The sequence below is a fragment of the Aequorivita aurantiaca genome (genome assembly GCF_030410135.1).
GTDB lineage: Bacteria > Bacteroidota > Bacteroidia > Flavobacteriales > Flavobacteriaceae > Aequorivita > Aequorivita aurantiaca.
Map to the genome: position 1 here is coordinate 1 of NZ_JAUGQQ010000015.1, position 22,920 is coordinate 22,920.

General features: G+C 39.1%; 25 protein-coding genes. 13 read left to right on the plus strand and 12 right to left on the minus strand.

Annotated elements, in window-relative coordinates; all coding sequences use genetic code 11:
- Positions 1-275: 275 nt before the first annotated feature.
- Together QRD02_RS13430 and QRD02_RS13435 are read right to left on the minus strand one after the other, a co-directional pair.
- Positions 276-500, minus strand: coding sequence for a hypothetical protein (locus QRD02_RS13430; protein ID WP_290255476.1), 225 nt, complete (start codon positions 498-500; stop codon positions 276-278).
- Positions 501-877: 377 nt separating this feature from the next.
- Positions 878-2,575 carry a T9SS type A sorting domain-containing protein gene (locus tag QRD02_RS13435; RefSeq protein ID WP_290255477.1) on the minus strand — a complete coding sequence of 566 codons (1,698 nt, stop codon included), beginning with the start codon at positions 2,573-2,575 and terminating at the stop codon, positions 878-880.
- A gap of 226 nt (positions 2,576-2,801) precedes the next feature.
- Here QRD02_RS13435 and QRD02_RS13440 point away from each other — a divergent pair, with 226 nt between their 5' ends.
- From QRD02_RS13440 to QRD02_RS13455, 4 genes are all read left to right on the plus strand, one after another.
- The gene (locus tag QRD02_RS13440) at positions 2,802-4,178 is read left to right on the plus strand and encodes an ATP-binding protein (protein WP_290255478.1); all 1,377 of its coding nucleotides are present in this window, start codon (positions 2,802-2,804) and stop codon (positions 4,176-4,178) included.
- 12 nt (positions 4,179-4,190) lie between these two features.
- Positions 4,191-4,715, plus strand: a complete 525-nt coding sequence (locus QRD02_RS13445; RefSeq protein ID WP_290255479.1) for a sensor histidine kinase — start codon at positions 4,191-4,193, stop codon at positions 4,713-4,715.
- A 7-nt stretch (positions 4,716-4,722) separates the two neighbouring features.
- The gene (locus QRD02_RS13450) at positions 4,723-5,400 is read left to right on the plus strand and encodes a response regulator (protein ID WP_290255480.1); all 678 of its coding nucleotides are present in this window, start codon (positions 4,723-4,725) and stop codon (positions 5,398-5,400) included.
- Between the two features lie 430 nt (positions 5,401-5,830).
- On the plus strand, positions 5,831-5,965 hold the full coding sequence (locus QRD02_RS13455; RefSeq protein WP_290255481.1) for a hypothetical protein: 135 nt from the start codon (positions 5,831-5,833) through the stop codon (positions 5,963-5,965).
- 605 nt (positions 5,966-6,570) lie between these two features.
- Here QRD02_RS13455 and QRD02_RS13460 read toward each other — a convergent pair.
- The 4 genes from QRD02_RS13460 to QRD02_RS13475 form a co-directional block, all read right to left on the minus strand.
- Positions 6,571-6,975 carry a HipA N-terminal domain-containing protein gene (locus QRD02_RS13460; RefSeq protein ID WP_290255482.1) on the minus strand — a complete coding sequence of 135 codons (405 nt, stop codon included), beginning with the start codon at positions 6,973-6,975 and terminating at the stop codon, positions 6,571-6,573.
- Between the two features lie 3 nt (positions 6,976-6,978).
- On the minus strand, positions 6,979-7,521 hold the full coding sequence (locus QRD02_RS13465) for a HipA domain-containing protein (protein ID WP_290255483.1): 543 nt from the start codon (positions 7,519-7,521) through the stop codon (positions 6,979-6,981).
- Positions 7,522-7,523: 2 nt separating this feature from the next.
- Positions 7,524-7,673: a hypothetical protein gene (locus QRD02_RS13470; RefSeq protein ID WP_290255484.1), complete on the minus strand. Its 150-nt coding sequence runs from the start codon at positions 7,671-7,673 to the stop codon at positions 7,524-7,526.
- Positions 7,674-7,889: 216 nt separating this feature from the next.
- The gene (locus QRD02_RS13475) at positions 7,890-8,594 is read right to left on the minus strand and encodes a LytR/AlgR family response regulator transcription factor (RefSeq protein ID WP_290255485.1); all 705 of its coding nucleotides are present in this window, start codon (positions 8,592-8,594) and stop codon (positions 7,890-7,892) included.
- 169 nt (positions 8,595-8,763) lie between these two features.
- On the opposite strand from QRD02_RS13475, the gene QRD02_RS13480 reads away from it, so the two are divergent.
- The 3 genes from QRD02_RS13480 to QRD02_RS13490 all read left to right on the plus strand — a co-directional run bounded on the left by QRD02_RS13480 (position 8,764) and on the right by QRD02_RS13490 (position 11,542).
- The gene (locus tag QRD02_RS13480) at positions 8,764-9,594 is read left to right on the plus strand and encodes an RteC domain-containing protein (protein WP_290255486.1); all 831 of its coding nucleotides are present in this window, start codon (positions 8,764-8,766) and stop codon (positions 9,592-9,594) included.
- 248 nt (positions 9,595-9,842) lie between these two features.
- The gene (locus QRD02_RS13485) at positions 9,843-10,451 is read left to right on the plus strand and encodes a hypothetical protein (protein ID WP_290255487.1); all 609 of its coding nucleotides are present in this window, start codon (positions 9,843-9,845) and stop codon (positions 10,449-10,451) included.
- An 851-nt stretch (positions 10,452-11,302) separates the two neighbouring features.
- Positions 11,303-11,542 carry a hypothetical protein gene (locus tag QRD02_RS13490; protein ID WP_290255488.1) on the plus strand — a complete coding sequence of 80 codons (240 nt, stop codon included), beginning with the start codon at positions 11,303-11,305 and terminating at the stop codon, positions 11,540-11,542.
- A 591-nt stretch (positions 11,543-12,133) separates the two neighbouring features.
- Here the strand turns inward: QRD02_RS13490 and QRD02_RS13495 are convergent.
- The 3 genes from QRD02_RS13495 to QRD02_RS13505 form a co-directional block, all read right to left on the minus strand.
- Positions 12,134-12,787, minus strand: a complete 654-nt coding sequence (locus tag QRD02_RS13495) for a hypothetical protein (RefSeq protein WP_290255489.1) — start codon at positions 12,785-12,787, stop codon at positions 12,134-12,136.
- A gap of 125 nt (positions 12,788-12,912) precedes the next feature.
- Positions 12,913-13,359, minus strand: coding sequence for a hypothetical protein (locus tag QRD02_RS13500; protein ID WP_290255490.1), 447 nt, complete (start codon positions 13,357-13,359; stop codon positions 12,913-12,915).
- Between the two features lie 311 nt (positions 13,360-13,670).
- Entirely contained in the window at positions 13,671-13,820 is a 150-nt protein-coding gene (locus QRD02_RS13505) for a hypothetical protein (protein ID WP_290255491.1), read from the minus strand.
- 257 nt (positions 13,821-14,077) lie between these two features.
- Here QRD02_RS13505 and QRD02_RS13510 point away from each other — a divergent pair, with 257 nt between their 5' ends.
- Both QRD02_RS13510 and QRD02_RS13515 read left to right on the plus strand, forming a co-directional pair.
- Positions 14,078-14,785: a hypothetical protein gene (locus QRD02_RS13510; RefSeq protein WP_290255492.1), complete on the plus strand. Its 708-nt coding sequence runs from the start codon at positions 14,078-14,080 to the stop codon at positions 14,783-14,785.
- Between the two features lie 80 nt (positions 14,786-14,865).
- A complete protein-coding gene (locus QRD02_RS13515) occupies positions 14,866-15,957 on the plus strand; it encodes a M20/M25/M40 family metallo-hydrolase (RefSeq protein ID WP_290255493.1) in 1,092 nt (363 codons plus the stop codon).
- Between the two features lie 231 nt (positions 15,958-16,188).
- Here the strand turns inward: QRD02_RS13515 and QRD02_RS13520 are convergent, their stop codons facing one another.
- From QRD02_RS13520 to QRD02_RS13530, 3 genes are all read right to left on the minus strand, one after another.
- Positions 16,189-17,043, minus strand: coding sequence for a hypothetical protein (locus QRD02_RS13520; protein WP_290255494.1), 855 nt, complete (start codon positions 17,041-17,043; stop codon positions 16,189-16,191).
- 35 nt (positions 17,044-17,078) lie between these two features.
- Positions 17,079-19,115, minus strand: a complete 2,037-nt coding sequence (locus tag QRD02_RS13525) for a TonB-dependent receptor (RefSeq protein WP_290255495.1) — start codon at positions 19,113-19,115, stop codon at positions 17,079-17,081.
- A gap of 118 nt (positions 19,116-19,233) precedes the next feature.
- Positions 19,234-19,572 carry a hypothetical protein gene (locus tag QRD02_RS13530; RefSeq protein WP_290255496.1) on the minus strand — a complete coding sequence of 113 codons (339 nt, stop codon included), beginning with the start codon at positions 19,570-19,572 and terminating at the stop codon, positions 19,234-19,236.
- 428 nt (positions 19,573-20,000) lie between these two features.
- On the opposite strand from QRD02_RS13530, the gene QRD02_RS13535 reads away from it, so the two are divergent.
- The 4 genes from QRD02_RS13535 to QRD02_RS13550 all read left to right on the plus strand — a co-directional run bounded on the left by QRD02_RS13535 (position 20,001) and on the right by QRD02_RS13550 (position 22,797).
- A complete protein-coding gene (locus QRD02_RS13535; protein ID WP_290255497.1) occupies positions 20,001-20,882 on the plus strand; it encodes a TIGR02587 family membrane protein in 882 nt (293 codons plus the stop codon).
- 3 nt (positions 20,883-20,885) lie between these two features.
- Positions 20,886-21,284 carry a hypothetical protein gene (locus QRD02_RS13540; RefSeq protein ID WP_290255498.1) on the plus strand — a complete coding sequence of 133 codons (399 nt, stop codon included), beginning with the start codon at positions 20,886-20,888 and terminating at the stop codon, positions 21,282-21,284.
- A 191-nt stretch (positions 21,285-21,475) separates the two neighbouring features.
- Positions 21,476-22,099: a YciE/YciF ferroxidase family protein gene (locus tag QRD02_RS13545; RefSeq protein ID WP_290255500.1), complete on the plus strand. Its 624-nt coding sequence runs from the start codon at positions 21,476-21,478 to the stop codon at positions 22,097-22,099.
- Between the two features lie 194 nt (positions 22,100-22,293).
- Entirely contained in the window at positions 22,294-22,797 is a 504-nt protein-coding gene (locus tag QRD02_RS13550; protein WP_290255501.1) for a GreA/GreB family elongation factor, read from the plus strand.
- The last annotated feature ends 123 nt before the right edge of the window (positions 22,798-22,920 follow it).

Sequence of the window (22,920 nt, forward strand, 5' to 3'; positions counted from 1 at the left end):
ACAATCCAACAATCCAATTGTCAGTTCGAGTGAATTTGAAAAGAGCGACAGCGATTTCAAATTCGTATCGAGAACCTGTCTATCCAACAATCCAACAATCCAACAATCCAATTGTCAGTTCGAGTGAATCTGAAAAGAGCGACAGCGATTTCAAATTCGTATCGAGAACCTGTCTATCCAACAATCCAAGAATCGAACAATCCAGCAATCCAATTGTCAGTTCGAGTGAATTTGAAAAGAGCGACAGCGATTTCAAATTCGTATCGAGAACCTGTCTATCCAACAATCCAACCATCCAACCATCCAACTGTCAGTTCGAGTGAATTTGAAAAGAGCGACAGCGATTTCAAATTCGTATCGAGAACCTGTCTATCCAACAATCCAACCATCCAACCATCCAACAATCCAACCATCCAACAATCCAACCATCCAACAATCCAACCATCCAACCATCCAACTGTCAGTTCGAGTAAATTTGAAAGGAGCGACAGCGTCTTCAAATTTGTATCGAGAACGTCTATCAACATTCTGGTCTTCGAAAAAAGAGCCTACCCTGAGCTACTTTACCCTGAGCGCAGTCCAAGGGAAGTGTAAAAATGAATTTATTGGAAGAGCAAGTAAAATCCTTGAAATCATATATAATTTAAAAACGCAAAATTCTCCCCATATATTCCGAAATGGGTTTCAGTTTTTACCAGTCTCGGGATGTAGGCCAATTAAAAACTTTAACGATTAAACATCAATCTGCTTCCGTCATTGCAAAGAACCAACCAAAGGAACAACTGAAGCAAATCGAAGATTAAACGGAGTTAATGGGTTGTTCAAAAAATAAAAACCGCCCACAAATGCGGGCGGCTACAATCAACATGAAACAAAGTTACTTTTTAACCAATTGCTTTGTGAGGATAGCATTTTCGCCCTTTATCCGTAAAAAGTAGATACCGGATTGAAGTTGGGAGATATCAATTGTTTTCGACTGGCCCATTTTATTTAAATCCACCGAATCTATAAGTCTGCCGGTAACATCGTAAATAGTAACTGCTTCCAAAGATATTTCTTGATTCTTTGTAAGGGTCACTTCAGCATTCGCGGGATTGGGATAAACGCTTACCGCATTTGTATTTATTTCATTTGCAGTGACTGCCAATTCACCCGAAGAAAAGAAGAGGGTAATGTTTGGAGATGTCCAGCGCGGGAAACCAGCGGGAGTGTTCATGGCGTCATAAGGTTGGTCGTCGCCGTACACCACACGCGAATAAGGTGTGTTTTGGTCTGGGGTATTTATAAAACCTACCCACAATACCTGCTCCGGATAACTTTTATTTGCATATACCACCAAATTATCGCCAGTGTATTCATAAGTTGTGTTAAAAGGAATATAGATATTGTTCAGACCTTTTTGAAAATCAACCATTCCATCGTACACCAATGTAAAACTGCTTGGGGCTACCCAATCGGTGGACATATCGCTTTGGGTTGTTTCTCCCAAATAAATCTGAATGGCCACATCTTCCGTATCATTGTCGAAATATGCACGGTATTCCAATCCGTTTATGGATTCTTGCGTTGCTGTTATGTCCGCTGCATTATAAAGTGTTTGCGTTAAACTGTGCTTATAAAAGAAATCGTAAGGCGTATCGTTGGTTGCGAAGGTGCTGTTGGGATCGCCTATTTGAATATCTTCCGTATCTTGATATTGAACACTCACATGAAAGTCACTTGTTTCGTTATTTGCCAACACTGCATCGTCTGTGCTTTCCACTTTCGCAATAAAAGTATGACCGCCCAAATCAGCATTCCCGGGGGTAAATCTTAGGGTGTAGTCAATCTTTTCAGCAAAATCAATAGGTTCACCCGCTACGGAGGCAACCACATCGCCATTTTCGTTTAAAAGTTTTACCGTATAATCATTCTGGGAAAGTGCCCCACCGTTTTCAACGGTTACTGTATAGGTTGCCTCCGCTCCAATGTTGGGAGTATTATTCCCTGTTATTTTGCGGGCAACCAAGTCGTTATCAATTACGGCCTCCACCACTATATCATCAATTGCCCAGCCATTGATAAAATTGTTGTTGCCGTCGTAACGAAAGGCGAATTTCATTTCCGTGGCTCCAGCTGGCGCATTAAAATAATAAACATATTCATCCTGTGGAATATTCATTAGACCTAGCAAGGATTCCCAAAGAGGTTGCCAAGTAGCACCATCATCAAAGGTTACGTCAAGGCCAATTATCTCGCCGGCATCAGCGGCATAATTAATTAAATATTGCTTGTACCGCAGCGCCAATTTATCGTGGCCATCAATATCAATAGGTGCTGAAACCAGACGGCTAAGACCCACTTGAAAGCCATATCCCATATACAATTCAGGAGCCGTTCCACCCGCTATTTGGGAAACGTTTACATCCCATTCAGGCGGTTGGTCGGCATCAATTACCCAACCTGGAGGCAATTCTCCCTGTGGATAATTAAATTCTTCGGTGTAAAGGGTTTGCTGGGCAGACATCGAAAAGCCGCAGAAAATCATATTTAATAGGAAAAGAGGAAACGATAGGGTAGTTAATTTTTTCATCATTGTGTATTTTATAAAAACTGTTGCAACAAATTAAGCCAAAATATCGATGCCCATCAATTGGCGTTTCACGCTATTTTGAATTGGGCAAACTAAGTGCCAGCACTTAATTTTGCCCATGCAGTTGCCAATAATAGATTGTTTGTACCACCTTTGTGGCAAAAGCTGCTTTTGGGCATCCGTTGTAATGAATATTCAAAACAAAATAGAAACGAACTGGATATTGGTTTTGAAAACCATACTGCCTCTCCTATTTGTTGGGGCTATCATAAGCTGTGAAAAATCCGCCAATGGTTCCACAACTGCGGAATATGATAAAACAGCAACGCTCCCTGACAGTACCTTCGCCAAAATCCACAATCAAATTTATGACAACCCTTCTGCAGCACAGGCTCGGTCGTTGAGTCTTTTGGATTCACTGGATGCCAACGATAAAATTTCCCGCATAAAGTTGATGAAATATATAGGTTCTTCCTATGTTTTTGAAACAAACTATCCCGAAGCCATAAAATACTACAACGAAGCCCTTGCGGAGGCGGAAAGCATACATTTTTATGATGAAATAGCAAACATCAACAATAATCTGGGTACCGTATTCAACGAATCTGGCAGCTACACTTCGGCCTATATCCATTTGGTTGCAGCATTGGACAATTATGAACTGGCGGGCACGCCGGAGAAAAAGGAAGGAACGCTCAACAATATCGGGTTGACGTATCTTAATTTGAACAATCACAAAAAGGCGTTGGAGTATTTTGAAAGGGCTTTGGATACCAGTGCGCAGCCAAAGAATCCCATTTTAGTGGCTACCATTCTAAACAATATTGCCCTTTGCTACACCAATGAAAAGAAGCAGGCAGCAGCCCTCGAATCCCTAAATAACTCAATCGCACTTTCCGAACAACACAATAACCAGTACAGCCTGTGTATTTCATATAAAATAATGGGCGATATCCATCAGAGTTCCGGCGACTTCGAAAAGGCTTTTGAGGCCTACACAAAAAGTGAGCGTATAGCACAGGAAGGGCAGCTTTTTCAACAGATTGCCTTTGCCAAAATCGGATTGGGAAGAGTGCTGTTGGATCAGACCAATGTAGACGAAGCATTAAAATACGGTTTGGAAGTGCTAAAAATGGCAGAAGAAAAAAACAGCAATCTGCTAAAAACGGATGCACATTTTCTGCTGTCCATGATATATCAGCAAAAGAAAGATTACCAAAAAAGTTTGGAGCATTTCCAACAACATGTACGGTTGAAGGAAGAGATGAACAACAACACCATCGTAAACCAGATTTACGATGTGGAGCTAAAACATTTGGACCAGCTGAACAATATGCAGCAGTTGGAAATTGACAAAAAGGAACTGGCGATAAGTAATAAAAATAACCTGCTTTTCTTTATGTCGCTGGTGTTTATTCTACTGTTGATCGGCCTGTATTTGGCCTATAGGAACCATCAACATAAACAGGCCGCCAAATTGCGGGGCACTCTAATTGAAATGAACAAAAAACGATCCAACGCCGCGCTGGAAGCAGAGATAAGGGAACGTAAACGCATCGGACAAAACCTGCACGATAGTTTGGGGTACCTGCTTTCGTTAGCATGAATTCAGGCGAGCGTGTTGCATAAAAAGAAAAATATTTCCGAAGAAAAGCGAACGGAACTCTTGGCTTCCTTAATGGAAAGTATTGATGAGGCATTTAACGAAGTGCGCAACATTTCGCACAACCTGTCTCCTTCCCTACTCTCGGAGCGCGGACTGAAGGGTGCGCTGCAGAATATCAGCAACCGGGTAAACAAAAGTTCGAAACTGCGGATGACGTTTGATACCTTCGGATTGGATGAAAATCTGGATGGGCTGATAGAAAATGTGCTGTACCGAACCCTCCAGGAAATAGTGAACAATACCCTAAAGCATGCGCAGGCAAGCGAGCTGTTTGTGCAGATAACACAAGACGAAAAAGAAATAAACTTAATAGCGGAAGATAATGGGAAGGGATTTGATTATGAAGTGGTGCGGCATAATGCCGGCATGGGGCTTGCCAATATAACTTCGGGAATTGAAAACCTCAACGGCACCATTTTTATTGATGCCAAAGCAGGGAGAGGCACTATAATCAGTATAATTATACCTTTACGATAGCAGTATTATGGCAAATGAAATGATAAATGTATTGATAGTGGACGACCACCAACTGATGATTGAGGGGCTAAAACCCCTGTTGGAAGATGAAGAAGGAATTGGAAAGGTTTCTGGGGCCAATTCCATGAAAGAAGCCTTGGATTTTTTGGAAAAAAATCAGATTGAAGTAATCCTAATGGACGTAAATATGCCAGATGTTTCCGGTATTGAGGCCACCAAAAATATAAAGGCACGCTACCACAGTATAAAAATAATTGCACTTACCATGCACGATGATATAGCCATTATAACAAAAATGATAAAGGCTGGGGCATCAGGCTATATCCTAAAGCGCACCAATATGATTGAAGTGGTGGAGGCCATTAAAATTGTGCACAACAACGGTAGGTATATCAGTAAAAATATCCAAAACATCCTTATGGACAATCTTATGGATCCTACGGAAGATCTATTTAGTACGGAAGAAAAAAAGCCAATACTTTCAGAAAGGGAACAGGAAGTACTCGAACTTCTGGCAAAGGAACTCAAGAATGACGAAATAGCGGAAAAGCTATTCATAAGCGAGCGAACCGTGGAGGCACATAGACGAAACATTTTTATCAAGACCAAAACCAAATCTGTAATAGGCTTAATGAAATATGTCATAAAGCACGGGCTGATAAAGATTAATATTGAAGGAAAATAAGGAGATTGTTAAAGTGCCAAACTCCATAGCTCATAGCTCGTAACTCCATTTCGAATTCCTACATTCGTAGTTCGTAGTTCGTCCCTCTTAGTTCATCGCTCGTGAAGAGATTTGTTAAGGAATTATTCAAAAAAGAATTTTCAAACGCAATCCCATTTCAACATTTAAACGATTCCACAATTAAACAATCTAATTATTCATTGTTAATTGTTAATTGAAATCCGGATAGATTACCAAGCATAGCTTTTTTGCTGTAAGCTCTAGGCTCTAGGCTTTAAGCTATAAGCCATAGAGCGTAATTAAATAATTATAGCTAAAATATTTTGGTTTAAATCAAATTACGCCTTTATATTTGCAACATCAATCCCCCGCACGCCTCTGCTTCAAGTGCAATTTGCGGGGCTTTTTTTTGCAATAAACTCAACATAAAATGAAATATGAAAAACCGCCCAAAACGGTCGAAGAACATATTGAAGTTTTAATCCATCGAGGTCTAAATATTCCTGATTCTGAACGCGCTAAACAATATTTTAGAAACATAGGTTATTATCGTTTATCAGGATAAATCGGGGAAAAAATCAAATATAAATCCTTTTACTATATGCTGTAGGCTTTAAGCTTTAAGCCAATACTTATATCCTTCAAATTTACTATTTAGGTCTCTTCGGCCTTCGAAAAGTAGCCTGCCCTGAGCGCAGTCGAAGGGTAGAAAATGAATTTATTGGAGGAAGAAGCAAAAATGCTTTCAATAAAATCAATAAGTAGTAACGCCAATCCCCCCTTTGAAGGGGGCTAGGGGGATGTTTTTTTGCGCCGGAAATAAAGAAATTTTCAGGATTCTTTTCGTAAGCCTTTTTTTTGTTTCGGCCTGCCCTGAGCGGAGTCGAAGATTTCATCAAGGAAGCAAAACTTCCCTCCTATTACGCAAACCATAACAATAGGATGTTAAATCGGAGAGAATTCCACATGTAACGTTTTTGCTATAAGCTACGCAAGTATATTGCAAGAAAAAATAATACATTTTATACCAGAAAATTTATCTATGCAGGAGTGGATATAATTTTAGGCAGCAAAACTGCCTACAATCACATAATTTTAGCCTGTAAACTTTAAATTTTGCTAATTGTTAATTCGGAATATTTAAAAGTAAAAAGTATCATTAGACCCTTTTTAAATATTCAAAGTTAACTTATAAGGGTTGTTTACGGAAGTAATGCCAAAAAGCTCCAATAACTTAACTTTATTATTTCGGTCAGAAGGATGAGAATCCAAATATTCCTGGATCTTAGGCTGTTTTATGGATGGAATACGACTCTCAAAAAAAGGCCACAATTCAGTAGAGGAATAAATTTTATCTTTTACCGGAAACTCAAATAACGATTCTAATTCATCCTGATTTTGAAACCATTTAGAATAGTGAAATGACCAAATGCTCCCATCATAATCAAGATAACCAATAATAAGCTCTTGGTACTTTAATTGAAATTTAGGATTTTGGTTTATTTGCTCATAAGTGCAGGGCAAATCTTTAGCCTTAGCCTGTGAACGAATGTATTTTTTAAATTGCTGTAGCATAGACTATTTAATAATGCTTTCAAGGTTTTGAAATCTGAAATTAAGAATTTTCTCAATAATTTTAATTCTTTGTAGTGTGAAAAGTTTCACAAAATCTCTCTTCAGAGTTTTTAAAGTTTTTTCCAAACTTGCATTATCTGTCCATCGCGAAATGTGCGCTGGCTTAATAAAATCATTTTCTTTAAGATATTGTATAAGTTGATGGTGGTTACAAGTATTATTTTCAGGTGTACTTATCTTTGGAACTGAAGTCTTAACGTATTTATGTATTCTGTTATTTTGTTGTTCTTCATTATCCTTGTGCAAAGATAGTATAAATTCTTCATCATTATTCCAATACAATCCTCTCGCAGTATCATAAATGGGAGAAAAGTATGGCTCATGTGCATTTCTTATATGAGTAATTACACCCCAATTATAATAATGCCTATCATTATTTCCCGTTAAACAATCAAATAACAACATATCTATAAAGCCATCAAGAATTTCATAGTTCGGAAAAACACTTTGAAGTGCAGAAAAGGCTTTGTCTATCAAGTGTTTCATAATCAGTCACGATCATTGTCCGGTCTAACACTGTCGTCGTCGCCGGTGCTTAAAATATTTCGGCTCTGATCAGTATCGCTGATGTCGGTCGGAGTACACGAAAATAAAATTCCCGATAGTATCATTAAAAGTAAAAACGATAAGGTTTTCATAATGTAAAATGTTAAGTGAAAGGACGGTTCAGACCACCACTTTGATGGTCCATATTCACTTGTGCACAATGAAAAAACGGGTGTTAAACGCCGTAGGATTAGCAACTTCCGTATTCCGAAAGTACCTCGACATCCGAAAATAATACATATCGTTTTTGCCACTTTTGGTGAAAACAGTGGTGTCATTGGTAAAAAATCGTGTTTTAAGGGTAAAAACTAAAAATGGTAGTTTTTAATCACCCCCTCCACCCGTGATATATTTTCTAAATATTTGGGAGAAAAGGGAATGCGTGAGTGGGAATTGCGAAACATTAAATAGCGCTTCACGTGGTTTATTCTAAATACCATCGCGGCATTGATGATATAACTCTTTTGAACTCGTATAAATGGAATGGAAAGCCGACTCTCAAAATGTTTTAAGGAATTGAAAAAAGGTATCACGGTTCCATCACATAAATGGAAATCTACATCATTGTCATCTGCTTTTATAAAAAGTATTTCTGAAACCTTCAGATAATGGGCTTCCTTGGAAGAACCTATGGATATGAGGCGATCTGGATTGATCATTTTATTTTGGCATTTTATTAGTGCCTCAACAATCGCATCTGAATCAAGAGGCCTTAGGCATACATCCACACATCCCCCTTTCAAACCGAAATATGCTTTTTCAAATGCTCCCGTTATCCCGATTAATTGCACATTTTTAAAAAGTCTTTTGATGATTGCCACATTATTGTTATTTAATCGTGCAATATCCAAGTCCAAAATAATTATTTCGACATCCACAATATTCAAAACTGATTCATCAAAGTGTATACTTTCAGCTCCTCCAATATAATGGAACCCCGCTACAACCTTGCAGGTTTCCTGTATAGTTTCGTGAAGCTTCGCATTATTGCTTATCGATAAGACTCGAATCAAAACTGAAATTTTCTTACCAAATAATAATACTGTGTTATTTCAAAACCCAGATATGGTTTTACCTTACTTTTTATATGGAAAAACCCTTATTCAATCTTAATGCAACCTTTTACTTTAGGTAAATCAAATCCCCGCAATTCTAAAATCGTTAAATTCAACATTACCTACTATGAAATACAGCAAGCAGATTATAGCTAGTTTAGAAAGGAACATTCAAAATTTACCTTGCAATCCTGAAAATCCTTTTGAAAAAATTGAATTGGGAATATCTTACTGCCAAAAAAGCTTAAAGAAACTTCGCCATAGAATACTTGCCCATGGATTTCCTTCGCCCGAAGTCGAATGTCAATTTTTTAAGCACATCAAACCAAAAGCACTCGGGTATCTAATCTATTTTCTGTACCTGTCAGACTTTGAGATGTCCAAACCAAAAACGACCTCCAAGAAATTAAAAAGCTTCACACAGCAATATATAACAGACTATCAAAACTATTTTCTGGAACATAAGGAGTTCTACTTGTATTTAATGCGGAATAGAATTGACCGCGATTGCGAGTATTTTCTACGTTCCCAGGGCGTAGTCAAATTTCATTCCGATGCCCTTCCCTATTGTATGGATAATGAATTTTCCACTTCCCACGATTTTATTGCTGCAAAAATTTTTGCGCACAACCTGCTCATTGAACATCTGAATAAGGAATTGATTTTAAGCCACAATTCCCTCTCAACGGAAAATCGAACCCCTTACAATATACCCTGGACCGGCACAAAAACCGATCTAATTGAATTAATGTACGCTCTTCACGAAACCGGTGCAATTAACAACGGAAACACAGAAATAAAGGAACTTGCAGATTTCTTCCAGCTCGTTTTTAAAATCGACCTTGGTGAATATTACCGCACCTACATAGAAATCCGCACCCGAAAAATAAACCCTACAAAATTTCTGGACAGAATGAAAAATAATCTCCTAACAAGAATAACCGAAGCAGACAACTAATCCCTATGATGCTAAGAGCAGTCGAAGCAAAACTGAAAATTGTCATGCAGAGCACGGTCAAACAAACTGAAAACTGAAAACTGTCCACAATACACTGTCTTCTAATTATTAACTACCAAATACCCACTACCCCCTGCTAACTAAAAAAAATCACCCACCTTGGGTACACCTTGTGAATTTTATTCGCATAACCATCAAACCTTTGTTCCAATTAGGCAAAAAACCTCTAACCCTAAAATCTTACAACCATGGAAACAAAAATCAATGAATTCTGGCAGCTATTTCAGAAGGAAAGCTACGCTATTTACAAAGACATCAAATATGGCCTCGTACCGGAGAAGAAATTTGAATTGCTACATTATCTTCTTCAAAACATCCATCCCAGATTACAATTGCTTATCAACCGCCCCCCCAACGGCGAAGTTCAGTTGGTCTTTCTTACCAAGGGCAGTTTAAAGTTAAAAATAATTATAACCGAAATATTAAAAATGGCTCCCCATGATGATTACTGGACTTTCAAACTTGGCCTCCCTCCCTGGAGAGGTACCCTAGAGGAATTCAGCAATCACTACCAATTTTTCGGTCCCGGCGTGCACGTTTATGATATCCATTTTGACATATATAAAATTCACTCCAATGGTAAAGTGAACCTTCAAATCCACCTAGAAAAAAATAAATCCCTCTCCAAGGACTTTATTAACAACAGTATGCAGGTCTTCCTGCTTTTCTATTTTGGGGATCAATTGTTCTTCAAGAAAATTACCCGTATTAAGATTATTCAACGAAAGTACCGTCATATAAATTTTCTCCCTATTTCTGAACTCAAACCATTATTGGAACTTTCAAGGGTAACATAATCTTTATAATAATAACGCAACCTCCCTCTTAAAGAGCGAATATGTCAACAAAGCCTTCCTTTTGGTCCACGAAAAATTGCTGCCGAGGCATACTTGTGGTTGCCACGATGTGTGTTTCCACCTTCATCAATGTATATGTCATAGCCTGCCAATGGCTAGTTCAAGGGGGTCGAGTATATGGCGAATGTATGGTTTAAGCTACATTTAAGCTACCCAAAGCCTAGGTTAAGGCTACTTTCACAAAATTTATGGCAAAGCGCATTAAAGAAGAAATTATCTTAGAAATCATGGCAGATTACCACCCACAAAAAATAAACACCATAAGAGAGCAATCAAAAAAAAATTAAAAACGATAAACCATATGCCAACTAACTGTCATGCTGAGCCTATCCAAGCAAACAACCATCAACTGTCATGCTGAGCCTGTCGAAGCAATGATCCTGTCGAAGCAAACAACCATCAACTGTCATGCTGAGCCTGTCGAAGCAATGCTCATCCTGTCGAAGCAAACAACCATCAACTGTCATGCTGAGCCTGTCGAAGCAAACAACCATCAACTGTCATGCTGAGCCTGTCGAAGCAAACAACCATTAACTGACATGCCGAGCCTGCCGAAGCAAACAACCATCAACTGTCATGCTGAGCCTGTCGAAGCAATGCTGAACCTCTCGAAGCAAACAACCATTAACTGTCATGCTGAGCCTGTCGAAGCAATGCTGAGCCTGTCGAAGCAAACAACCAAGACAACCCATAACTGAAAACCCTATACCACTCCCAATCCCCAAAACTATCCCCACAATATTTATGAATGCCTTAAATCTATTTGTTCCCATCCCATATCCACCTACGTTATGGCACCTAAAGATAAATCTGATAAACCCCCAGGGGGAAAAAGGACCCGGCCCTCCCGTATAGTAATTTATCCCAAGGATATCCAGCTTCTTACCGGTAAATCCTACCGCCACGCCTTGGACCTAAATAAGGAAATCCGTGATTTCTTCAAAAAAGAAAAACAACACCTCCTTACCATCTACGAGTTCGCACAATACACCGGAGTAAATCCTGAAATTATCCTCATCCATCTAAAGTAAGTTCACCCTACATAATACTTCCTTAATAAGCAGACCAATTACCAATTCTCGGGTAATTATATAATATACCGCCCTAGTCTATACTTTATCTATATTACTTTTTTAATACTTATTATAAATTTTCATCTATTTGCTACCGTTAGGTTAATACACTCCCCACATTTCATTTTTTCTATTCAGCCAGCCCCTTCTACTTGAAAAGGCTGGCTTTTTAACATCCAAGAGATATAGGCTTAATTATAATATTTTCAAAATAAATTTAAATCCGGGCCCCGTAATTAGCATAAAGTATTTTCGTATATAATCTCTTTTTACTCCTAATTTATCGCGAAATGATATCAATAAGGGGCCATTTTTTTTAGAAGACAGGCCGAAGTCAATACTTAGGCACCAATGAAAAAGAATGGGCTTACTTGACCACCGTTAATCATATTAATTTTAAGACGATCCAAGCCGAAATCGCCTATGCCAAATTGATACCCAAATTCTGCAATGCCTCAATATCCCGACTTCAAACCCGAACCGCCACTGGTAACAGGGTCTTGGGCAGTTACTTTTGCGACCGAGCCTGACAAATTTTAATTTTACTTTTTAAATATCCTGCTCCTTATTCCTACTTAAATCATACCCATCACGAAAACTTGCCAATACTTCCTCCAATTCCTCTAAGGAATAAAAGTCATATTCATCGGTTTCCACAAATGTAGTTTCAATATCCAGTATATTTTCGCCTATAAATTTCTCGCCATACAAATGGAATAACAAATAGAAAATATGCTCATCAAATACCTCCGGCGGCATACTGCGTAATGAAATAGGCAATTGCAATAATAGAACAAAACACTCAAAATCTTCGGTGGCATTGCATACCGTGAACCTTAGGCTTTTTGGCAGTATCGTATATTCGTTAAATGTAAAAGGCTGGTTCAAGGTTTCATGCAATGGCCCCTTGGGCTGAATAAAAGCTTGGAACTTCCAATATTCAAGTGGAGGAGCCCAGTTAACTAAAGTTTCCACCATCATAAAGGAATCCTTCAGGCCATCACAGGAGATCGTTAAATTATATTTTCTAGGTAGTTTCTTTGGATTTGTAGCTATTTCCAGGAAAATGTTCTCGTCAATTTGATGCATTAGTGCTACCATTTCCTGCATGCAAAAACTATTATTCTGATCCCTTAAATCCACTTCCTCCCGTAATTCCTGTTCATGGGCAGCAAACCAGGTCCAAAAACCTTTTATATCCATATTCAAACATTTTAAATTTTTGAAACCAAAATCATTTCCCTAAATAAGATCACGGAAATCTAATACTTTTTCTTAAGTTTCTTAAAGTTCAATCGCCCTGAATTCGCGCTTGCTTATGCCTACCATCACAACAACTCTGGCAACCGTTCCCAATTCTTAGGATCGTACTCACCATATTCCTTTTCCTCCTCAATTAAATATTGGGCCTCTTCCAACCAAAATTCCTCGTTGGGTATCTTCTCCAGCACGGAGTCTATAATAAATGTGCGAAAATTATTATGGCGTTTTATTTCGGCTTGGCGCTGCCTTTCTTCCATTTCCCTATCAAATGCATCATCATGTAATTTAAATATATGGGTAAGGTTTTCATAGATATCTAAAGAGATTGCCAATTGTTCCAAACTTTCAAATCGTTTTGGCATTATCAACCCCAAGGTTTCCCTCGCTATTTGTTGGACCTCCCGCATAATTGCCACCCGTTCCAATGTATCGGTATGGGAAAGTACCCAAGCATCAAAATTGGTATCAGTATCCTCGCATAAAAGCTTCATTATTCTGTCCCTGTATTTCATAATAAATGGTATTGAAAAACTAAGTTAACACATTCCAATTCAACAAACAACAACCGAAAACCAAAAACCAAAAGCCAGGCAACTACCCATTAACCACTGACTACTGACTACAGACTACAGACTACAGACTACAGACTACTCACAACTCACAACTCACGATTCACTTATAACAACTCATAACTCACAACTCCAAATCACTCATAACTCATAACTCATAACTCATAACTCATAACTCAAAAACACTCACAACTCATGATTCACAAAAAAAGCCCCAAAAGGGGCTTAGTACATTAATCCAAAAATCATCAGGCCTATTCTTCTTCCTGACGGTTTCTTTGGTTTTGATTGCGCTGTTGATCTTGCTGATTTTGCTGATTGCGCGGTTGGTTTTGATTTTGGTTTTGCTGATTCTGATTCTGCTGTTGGTTTTGGTTTCTTTGGTTTTGATCTTGATTGCTCATAACATTTTTATTTATAAAGTTAATAATGAATTTTTCTTTTAGCTAAAATTAATTTCCCTTCTCCATTTATGCAAAGCCTTTCACGAATTTTTAACCAATTTTATCTAACATTAACAACCTTCTATTAAAGCAGCTCAATCCTTCTCAATAGGGCACATAATGAGTAATATATTTGCATTTCCATCAACGTTAATAAATCATTAATCCCTTTTGAAACCATTTTAATGGAAATTAATTTTAGGTAAAAATTGTAGCCTATGAAAGAAGAATTCAAAGCACTCATAGATAAAAGAAACGAGGATCTCTGGCACGAAATGAACGAGTATTTTAAAATCACCCTAAAGGAAAATTCCAAAAGTGGTTACCTCACAAATTTCTCGCCGGAGGAAGTCACTATTTATATTGATAAGGAAAATATGGGGCCCGCGCCTTTTACCCACGAATTACTTCACCTATATATTAAACAGAAACAAACCCTCATTTTGGAGGATTTTTCAGAAAGAACCGAAGATGACCACGAGCTCCTTCACCTATTTTCCCAAAAGGTGGTCAATCACATTTGTAATTGTTTGGAGCATTTTAAAATGTTGCCAATGTACCTGGGAATGGGCTTTGAAAAAGACCATTTCACAAAGGATTTCCACAAGCAAATGATGGACCAAAAGGATATGGAAAGGATAACGGGCACCTATCTTAAAAATGGCATTTATGATGGGAAGGCGGTACAGGATTTTATGGGGAAATTCTTTTCCATGAAGTCCTCCCCCAATAAATCTTTTGATTATGAAACCTATTTTACAGCCCTTTCACAATTGGATGCGCCCCTTTACGGAATTCTGGACCGCTTCTGGGATAGTTGGCTCACCTTCAAAATAGGGAATCCCCCAGAGGAATACCAAGCCATGCTCGACACCTTTTTGGGCGAAATGAGAGAGTGGATAAAAGGAAAAACCCTTATATATTAAAGTTTCCCGTTTTGCTCGAATTCACATTTAATCAATATCATTTTATAGAACACAATAGAAGAATATAAATAACCAATGCTATGAAAAAGAAAGAAAGTATCTTCAACAAAGACGCCATGGATTTCCTGACCCGTTATCACAACCAACCCTCTCCCACGGGCTTTGAATGGAAAAACCAGCAGCAATGGATGGAATACCTAAAACCTTATGTCGATAAATTTGAAACCAATACTTATGGGACGGCCATAGGGATTATAAATCCCGAGGCCGAATATAAGGTAGTGCTGGAAGCCCATGCCGATGAAATTTCGTGGTACGTAAATTACATCACCGATGATGGAATGATATATGTTACTGCCAACGGGGGCATAGATGAACAGATTGCCCCAGCAAAAAGGGTGAACATACATACGGAAAAGGGAACCGTAAAAGGGGTGTTCGGCTGGCCCGCCACCCATATACGCGAGAAGGACGTGAAGCCCGAAAAGAATAATATTTTTATAGATGTGGGCCGGCATAGCCGAAAGGAAGTGCAGGAATTGGGAATAGAGGTAGGAAACGTAATTACCTATTGTGATGATTTCTTTGTTTTGAATGATGACAAGTTTGTATCCCGCGCTCTGGATAACCGTATCGGCGGGTTTATGTTGGCCCAGGTTGCCATGCTTCTGAAGGAAAACGGGGTGAAACTACCCTTCGGGGTGTATTTTACGAATTCCGTCCAAGAAGAATCCGGAAGGAATGGCGCGGAAATGATAGCGGGTAAAATTAAGCCGGATGTGGTTATTGTAACCGATGTGACCCATGATACCACTACCCCCTTATTAAATGAAAAGAAGGATGGGCACGCCGAAATAGGGAAAGGCCCTGTGTTACCGGTTGCGCCATCCGTGCATAACAAACTTCGGAAAAAGCTTATTGATGCTGCAAAGGCCAAGAAACTTCCTTTTCAGCATTTGGCCTCTACCTCTACGGGTACGGATACCGATGCTTTTGCATATAGCAATAGCGGAGTGGCATCGGTGCTGGTTTCATTGCCTATCCGGTATATGCACACCCCCGCCGAAATGGTGGATAAAAATGATGTGGAGAACACCATCCGTTTGCTTTATGAAGGATTATTGGTCATAAAGGATGGGGAAGACTTTCGTTATATTCAGCCCATCAAATAATGGATTTTTGTATTTGGCTACTATTAATACGTCTTAACTTCGTTAAAGGGAAAGGAAAAAAAGTGTATATAGTAGAGCCTATTGAAGGCGAACTACTTCAGTTTTAATCGCGGGCCCTTACCGGATTAGACGAAAAAACACTTTGTTTTCCTTTCGCTCATTTTGGAAATATAAATTTAGTCGCAAACAATCTTTCGCAAGCGTGTGCAGAAATATTTAAATCTTCAGTGACTAAAATTCCAGTTCAAAATAAAGGCTACTCTCCGGATTTGATTCCGTGACATCTTCGCCTTTTAAAACTTCCCCATTTTCGTTCAGTAATTTTAGATTGATTTTCCAATATCCCGTCATAGTCAACGAAAGCTTCCCGTTATACAGTTGGTCCGCAGCACTATAGGTTAAATCTTCATTGTTTGGGGAGCTGTGGTTGCCCATTCCCGGCATTCTCGGGTCAACGGTAATTTTAAAATTTTCAACCACGGGAAAGGTCATCATATCTTCCATTTTGTAAAGCACTGCCTGAAAATCATTGACTGCAACCTGCGGCTTTTTAGGATTCAAGTATGCCAAAACATACCGGCTATCATCACTGCCCATAAAAACTTGCACTTTCTTAAGTCCATCGGTTGGCTCCGTTACAGATATTTGATGGGTTTCGGTAATTTGCTCCCCGTTTAAAGTATAGTTGAGTGTAAGATCCCAATATTCCGAAGCATTACCCGCCATTTGGAAAACGATATATCCTTTATAGACCGAACTTTCCGCAGAATTGTCCAACGTACTGTGTGGTGCCGAATGCGTCATCATCTCCATGTGCATCATAGGCATCCAAGTGGCTGCCGCATTTATAAGATACTTATCGGCCGCCAGGTCCTTTATTCTGATTGAAATTTCATTATAGCCAACTTCCAAAGCGCTTTTGTCTGAATAGATTTCTACGATATGGTCTGCTGACGGAAATTCATAGATCTTATTTAAACCTTCCACAGGGTTTGGTTCCATGGGGGTTTCCTCATTATCGTCGGAACAGCTTATAAAGGAAGGTGAAAGAATTAGGATTGCGAATATATATTTTAGTGTTTTCATAATTTCATGCCCGCAAAGGCGGGTAACTTTTTAAATTAATTGATTGAATAAGAAATGGTTAAATAGAAGTTTCTGCCCATCCGCGGAATGTTGTTCCAGTCGGTATAGGAAGAATAATAAGTGTCAAGAACATTTTCAATTCCAGCTTTTATGAAAAGAGAGTTCTCCCTGATAAAAAATCGCTTCCCAAAACTGGCGGAAAGCGTAGCATAGGCAGCAGTTTTCAATTCCCCATAGGCTGGATTATAATTGGTTTGCTCGCCGGCACCATTTACGGATAACGAAGCGGAATATTGGTTTTTATAGAAATCGAGGGCACTTCTGTATGAAATGGGACTGATCAAGGGCAGGTTTTCGCCTTCGTTATCAATCCCGCGGTGGTATGATATATTTCCCGTCAATTTAAACGCATTTGAAATATTATACCTTCCCGAAAGCGTTGCGTTGAAAAGCTGCGCATACTCCAGATTTGTATAAATCTTTACGCCCTCGGCACCAATGGTCATGCTACTAAGCGAATTATCTACCACGCCAATTATATAATTGTAAACGTGGAAATAGTTCGCCGCTGCGGTAATTTCAAAAGTTGGTTTTTTATAGGTCACCGAAACATTTGCATCTGCGGCGCTTTCTGTTTGTAAATCCGGATCACCAATGTAATCGTGGTTATCAAAACTGTTGAACAAATAAAACCCATAACCCTCCGAAACCGACGGAGCGCGTTCACCGTAAGAAATGCCGCCGTTAAAATGAAAATCATTCACCATTTTGTGATATTGTGCCGAAAAGCTTTTCAGAAAACGAGTGTTTGTTCTGTCCATTTCAGGATAGAATATTTTTAAACTATTCAACCCAAAATCATCCGCAACCGTGTTTGAATGATACGCCAAACGGGTGGAAAGTTTTACCGAAGATTTTTCAAAATCTATATGGTCTTCGGCATAAATCCCTACGTTCCGTGTGCGCACATCAGGCCAGGTAAGCATAAACATTAGCGGTTCATTGCTATTGGCTGGATACATAGTCATTTCCGCATAACTTTTGTTATAAAACCCATCCAATTTGAAGAAGAAATGATTCCTCTCCTTATTGAAATTGGCTTGCGTATAAAATCCAGCTGTTTCGCTCCAACCGGGCATATCCATATGTATTGGCACATCCGGCCGCTTGGTATCGTCCATTACATGTTTAATATTATTGTAATACAACTTAGATTCCCAATTGGTGAAATTCCCCAGCAAAGTATCCTGATTAAAGCTCACCGAGCCAATCACGGCACGCGCCAAGGAAACGTCCATCGTTAGGGCGGGATAGCCCACATCGTTGGCTTCATCATAAATTAAGGTTGCGGAAATTGATTTATCTTCAGCCAATTTATAGCCTGAATTAATAGAAAAATTATACTTTTCAAACTGTGAATAAAGCACTTCCCTATCGCCCCCAGCCTTATAATTTTCGGCTTTATGATAGATTACATCGGTATTCAAATAGAATTTTTCATCGGAATAATTCAATTCGCCACCAAATACCCGCATTGCATTGTTTGTTTCAAAACTACTTTCTAAAGAACCGTTCCAACCCGTTTTCTTAAAACTGCTTTTGTCCAGTTTTAGGTTGATGCCGCCGCCAATGGCGTTTCCAAAAGCTGCGCCCTGCTGCCCGGAACCAATCTGTGCCTCAGAAAGATTCGACACATCCACGTATGACGTTATCGGATCCATTTTATCGGTACAGGCGCCAAAAATCTGCATTCCATCTATTGTTATGGCCAAACGTTCCGAGGCCATATCATTCATGGTCGGTTCCCAGGCGTAGGCACCGCGTTTCACCATGTTGATGCTGCGCGACGATTCTAAAAACTCATCTAAACTCGATAAAGGTTTGTGTTGCTTTTGATGGTCCAGTTGCTTGCCGGCCGAAATTACTACCACCTCGTTAAGATGGATCAATTTCAAACTATCGGCAGGCATTTCCTGTGCGTACACTGAGGAAAAAATTCCGCAAATGAGTATACAACAAAGGCAGCCCATAAGCATTTCCCGTAAAGGAAACCCACTTATAATTGCTTTCATTTTAATGTTATTTGTGATTATTTGAAGACCTACAAAAAAACCACTATAAAGCGATGATAGATTTGTAGGACGGTAAAAAAACAAAGCCGAAAATGGCATTGCTTCATTCTGTTCGCAATTATACCTGCGGCGGATGCAGGATTTCAGAAGTAAAAAGTGAAGAATTTAAATTTGGCATATAGCCTATATTCTCACGGGAAGTTTTTGCAATTCCCGAATCAAAATTGTATTCTGATATATTTTCTGAAATAATAAACTGCGGAATCTCAGTTTTAGAAGTTTTACTGCTAAATGGATTTGTATTGTCGGTCTCCGCCTCCTTTGCCAATTCCTTGGTCAAATGGCATTTCCCGTTACATTGCATTTCGGGCTTATCCTTGTTTTCACAAAGTACATTCACTATGTAATCGTAATTCACCACATACTCAACAACGGGCCACAAGGGTTTAGTGAGCATTATTAATGATGCGACGAGAAGGAAGACTTTTATCACAGCACAAATATATTATAGATGAGTAATTATAATAATGATTTTTGTCACTTTTAGCGGCCAATCGACAAAGAAAATATTAATGGGAAAAATCCTGGTTTCAGGATTATTGGTTTCCAAGGTTTTATTGAATTGAATAGCAATATTGATAAATGAACCAAGTTTTTCCTCGTTAAATATTCACATTTCTGTGGAAAACATAAAAGTGTTTTTAATATACCCGAATGAAATTATATAGCTTCAATCTTAATCCCACCCGATGAGGATATGGGCTGAAAAAACATTTTCTTTTATTATCTTTCAAGTTTGGAAAAGTGCAATTAGTCTTGAAAAATTTCTAAGGCATATTACCATGGATAAATTAAAATATGTTCCCTTAAACCGCTTCCCTTAAAATGGAAGGTTTTTACAAATCCATAGACCAAACGCTAAAGGAATATGGTCGCGGCATTGCCGGCGGACTGCTATTTAGCCTGCCCATGTTATATACCATGGAGCTTTGGTGGACCGGATTTCTTGCCGCTCCGTTACATTTACTTATTTATTTGGCGGTCGGTATTTTCCTCTTAATGATGTACAGTCATTATGTTGGCCTTAGCTCCGATACCAGTTTACTTGCCTGTTTTACCGAAGCATTGGAGGAGTTGGGGCTCGGCATCGTAGTTTCTGTAATTATTTTATATATAACCGGGCGCATTGTACCGGAAATGCCTTACAGTGAAATAATTGGAAAGGTTGTGGTGGAGTCGGTTACGGTAGCCATTGGAATTTCCATAGGGAAAGCACAATTGAGCGACAATAACAATTCCGATAAGCAAGAAGAGAGTGATGAAGAAGATTCCGGGAAACTGGAAGATTTAAACCCAAACCAAAGAAAACGCTATTTAGTGCGCTCCATTAACCTCGCCCTTTGCGGAAGTCTTATAGTCGCCGCCAATGTAGCCCCCACGGAAGAGGTGGTATTAATCGCGCTGGAGTCCGCGCCCTTTAAACTTATGTTGATCGCCATCACCTCCTTGGCTATTGGTGCGGCAATCCTCTACCATATTAATTTTAAAGGTTCCCAGGATGATATACTCCATCGGGACTCCATCACCGAAATTATTGCCGGAACCGCTATTATGTATGCCCTTGCACTGATAACCTCGGCCTTTATGCTTTGGTTTTTTGGACGGTTTGATAATCTTTCCCTCCCAGGAATTATTGCGGAAACAGTGGTATTGGGCTTTCCCGCTATTTTAGGGGCTTCGGCAGGTAGGTTGCTTATACAGGATTAAACTATGGAAAAGAAAAAGAAGAAGAAAAAGGAAAAGAAGAATTGGCTGGAATGGACCGTCACCCTCATTTCCATGGTAATCGTTTCCTTTACCATTGGCGTGCTGGTATATCAAATGGTTGTTTCAGAAGAAAACCCGCCGGATATTGTAATAAGTCTTGGAAAAGCCGAGTCTAAAACAAACCATTATACCATTCCTGTTACGGTACATAACAAGGGCGATATTACCGCCAAGAAATTAAGTATTGAATTTACAAAAGGCGAAGGGTCCGATACAGAAAAAGCAAGATTGGAATTTGATTATGTACCCGGGCAATCCAAGGTAAAAGGGTGGATAAGTTTTACCGGAAATCCGGATGACGAGTCTATAAAACCACATATATTAGGATACTCCATACCCTGATTTCTTCTTATTCAAACTCTTAAAGATTATGGGATGGTTTCCCCGAAATTGTGCTCCAAAATATTCTTTAAATAGCGCAATCCATAATAATTATTAACACAGAATCTAAATCGAAGTTAATTGATTGTTAAGCAATTTGCCATTTATTTTGTCTCCCTCTAAATTTGGTTTATAACCTTAAAAACTAAATCATGGCTACACAAGCAAAGAGTAAAGCAGATACAGCTTCAAAAAGTAAATCAACCGCTTCCAAAAGCAAAACCTCAGATTCAAAAAAATCAGCAACCTCCAAAACTTCTGCCGCCGGCAAGGTAAAGGCCAAATCATCGGCTGCGGAGGATCTTCGGGAATTGATGGTTGACGGGCTGAAGGATATCTATTGGGCAGAAAAGGCCCTGACCAAAGCCCTTCCGAAAATGGCAAAAAATGCCACCACCGAGGAACTGAAAAGAGCAATGGAGGATCACCTTACTGTAACCGAGGACCAAGTAAAAAAAGTGGAACAGGTTTTTGAAATCCTTGGCGAGAAAGCCAAAGCAGAAAAATGTGATGCCATGGACGGCCTCATTAAAGAAGGCGAGGATATTATGAAAAGTACCAAAGCGGGACCAGTGCGCGATGCAGGTATAATTGCCGCCGCCCAAAAAGTGGAGCATTATGAAATTGCTTCCTATGGTACCCTTTGCGCTTGGGCCGAAACCTTGGGAGAAAATAAAGCCTTAAAAATTTTAAAGGAAATATTGGGCGAGGAAAAAGATGCGGACGTTACCCTAACCGAAGCAGCCTATGGCAAAATTAATTTCGACGCCAAATAGTTCTATTAAAGAGTAATATTTAAAAAGGGTGGGAGGATGTTTTTATATTCTTTTCTTCCCTTTTTTTATTGTTGTTTAATTGTGTAATTGTGTAATTGTGTAATTGTTTAATCGTTAACTGTTGATTGTAAATTGTTGATGTTAAATGTTGATTGTTAATTGTTGATTGTTAATTGTAAATACTTTCATTCATCATGAGCAGAGGATTTGTTAAGGAAGGAGATCAGGAAGAAACCCCAATCATTCCCCCACGGGCGGCCTTGCCGGAGCAGGCAATTAATTATGTTACTCCCAATGGTTGGGAACAACTTCAAGCGGAAAGAGCCGCGTTGGAGCATGAACGGGACACCCTCCCCACTACGCACGAACAGCAAAGAAGAATTGAATTGGCGGTATTAAACGGAAAGCTCGATTTATTGAAAGAAAGAATAGCCTCCGCCAGAATTATAGACCCTACCACACAGCCAAAGGATGAGGTGCGATTCGGAGCGAGGGTAACCTATAAAATTTCCACCTCCCCTACGCCACAAACATTTCAAATTGTGGGGGTTGATGAGGCCGATCTGTCAAAAGGAAAAATTGCCTTTGTAGCTCCCATTGCCGTGGCCTTAACTGGGCATAGGGTAAAAGATAAAATCCCCTTTAAACTTGGCGCCGAAACCAGAATGATTGAAGTGTTGGAGATTGGTTATGAATGAAAATTCCTCTCTTTGGGATGGATTCCATGATTTCAAATTCTCGGAAAATAAACTTATTAGTGACTTAAGTTATTGATATGTAACTAATTTGCATATAAAATAAATAATTTCTCCCCTAAAAAG

What these genes read in the sequence shown, in the direction of transcription:
- QRD02_RS13435 (WP_290255477.1), bottom strand. Translation starts at nt 2,575, where the DNA reads ATGATGAAAAAATTAACTACCCTATCGTTTCCTCTTTTCCTATTAAAT.
- QRD02_RS13450 (WP_290255480.1), top strand. Translation starts at nt 4,723, where the DNA reads ATGGCAAATGAAATGATAAATGTATTGATAGTGGACGACCACCAACTG.
- QRD02_RS13455 (WP_290255481.1), top strand. Translation starts at nt 5,831, where the DNA reads ATGAAATATGAAAAACCGCCCAAAACGGTCGAAGAACATATTGAAGTT.
- QRD02_RS13460 (WP_290255482.1), bottom strand. Translation starts at nt 6,975, where the DNA reads ATGCTACAGCAATTTAAAAAATACATTCGTTCACAGGCTAAGGCTAAA.
- QRD02_RS13465 (WP_290255483.1), bottom strand. Translation starts at nt 7,521, where the DNA reads ATGAAACACTTGATAGACAAAGCCTTTTCTGCACTTCAAAGTGTTTTT.
- QRD02_RS13470 (WP_290255484.1), bottom strand. Translation starts at nt 7,673, where the DNA reads ATGAAAACCTTATCGTTTTTACTTTTAATGATACTATCGGGAATTTTA.
- QRD02_RS13480 (WP_290255486.1), top strand. Translation starts at nt 8,764, where the DNA reads ATGAAATACAGCAAGCAGATTATAGCTAGTTTAGAAAGGAACATTCAA.
- QRD02_RS13485 (WP_290255487.1), top strand. Translation starts at nt 9,843, where the DNA reads ATGGAAACAAAAATCAATGAATTCTGGCAGCTATTTCAGAAGGAAAGC.
- QRD02_RS13490 (WP_290255488.1), top strand. Translation starts at nt 11,303, where the DNA reads ATGGCACCTAAAGATAAATCTGATAAACCCCCAGGGGGAAAAAGGACC.
- QRD02_RS13495 (WP_290255489.1), bottom strand. Translation starts at nt 12,787, where the DNA reads ATGGATATAAAAGGTTTTTGGACCTGGTTTGCTGCCCATGAACAGGAA.
- QRD02_RS13500 (WP_290255490.1), bottom strand. Translation starts at nt 13,359, where the DNA reads ATGAAATACAGGGACAGAATAATGAAGCTTTTATGCGAGGATACTGAT.
- QRD02_RS13505 (WP_290255491.1), bottom strand. Translation starts at nt 13,820, where the DNA reads ATGAGCAATCAAGATCAAAACCAAAGAAACCAAAACCAACAGCAGAAT.
- QRD02_RS13510 (WP_290255492.1), top strand. Translation starts at nt 14,078, where the DNA reads ATGAAAGAAGAATTCAAAGCACTCATAGATAAAAGAAACGAGGATCTC.
- QRD02_RS13515 (WP_290255493.1), top strand. Translation starts at nt 14,866, where the DNA reads ATGAAAAAGAAAGAAAGTATCTTCAACAAAGACGCCATGGATTTCCTG.
- QRD02_RS13520 (WP_290255494.1), bottom strand. Translation starts at nt 17,043, where the DNA reads ATGAAAACACTAAAATATATATTCGCAATCCTAATTCTTTCACCTTCC.
- QRD02_RS13525 (WP_290255495.1), bottom strand. Translation starts at nt 19,115, where the DNA reads ATGAAAGCAATTATAAGTGGGTTTCCTTTACGGGAAATGCTTATGGGC.
- QRD02_RS13530 (WP_290255496.1), bottom strand. Translation starts at nt 19,572, where the DNA reads ATGCTCACTAAACCCTTGTGGCCCGTTGTTGAGTATGTGGTGAATTAC.
- QRD02_RS13535 (WP_290255497.1), top strand. Translation starts at nt 20,001, where the DNA reads ATGGAAGGTTTTTACAAATCCATAGACCAAACGCTAAAGGAATATGGT.
- QRD02_RS13540 (WP_290255498.1), top strand. Translation starts at nt 20,886, where the DNA reads ATGGAAAAGAAAAAGAAGAAGAAAAAGGAAAAGAAGAATTGGCTGGAA.
- QRD02_RS13545 (WP_290255500.1), top strand. Translation starts at nt 21,476, where the DNA reads ATGGCTACACAAGCAAAGAGTAAAGCAGATACAGCTTCAAAAAGTAAA.
- QRD02_RS13550 (WP_290255501.1), top strand. Translation starts at nt 22,294, where the DNA reads ATGAGCAGAGGATTTGTTAAGGAAGGAGATCAGGAAGAAACCCCAATC.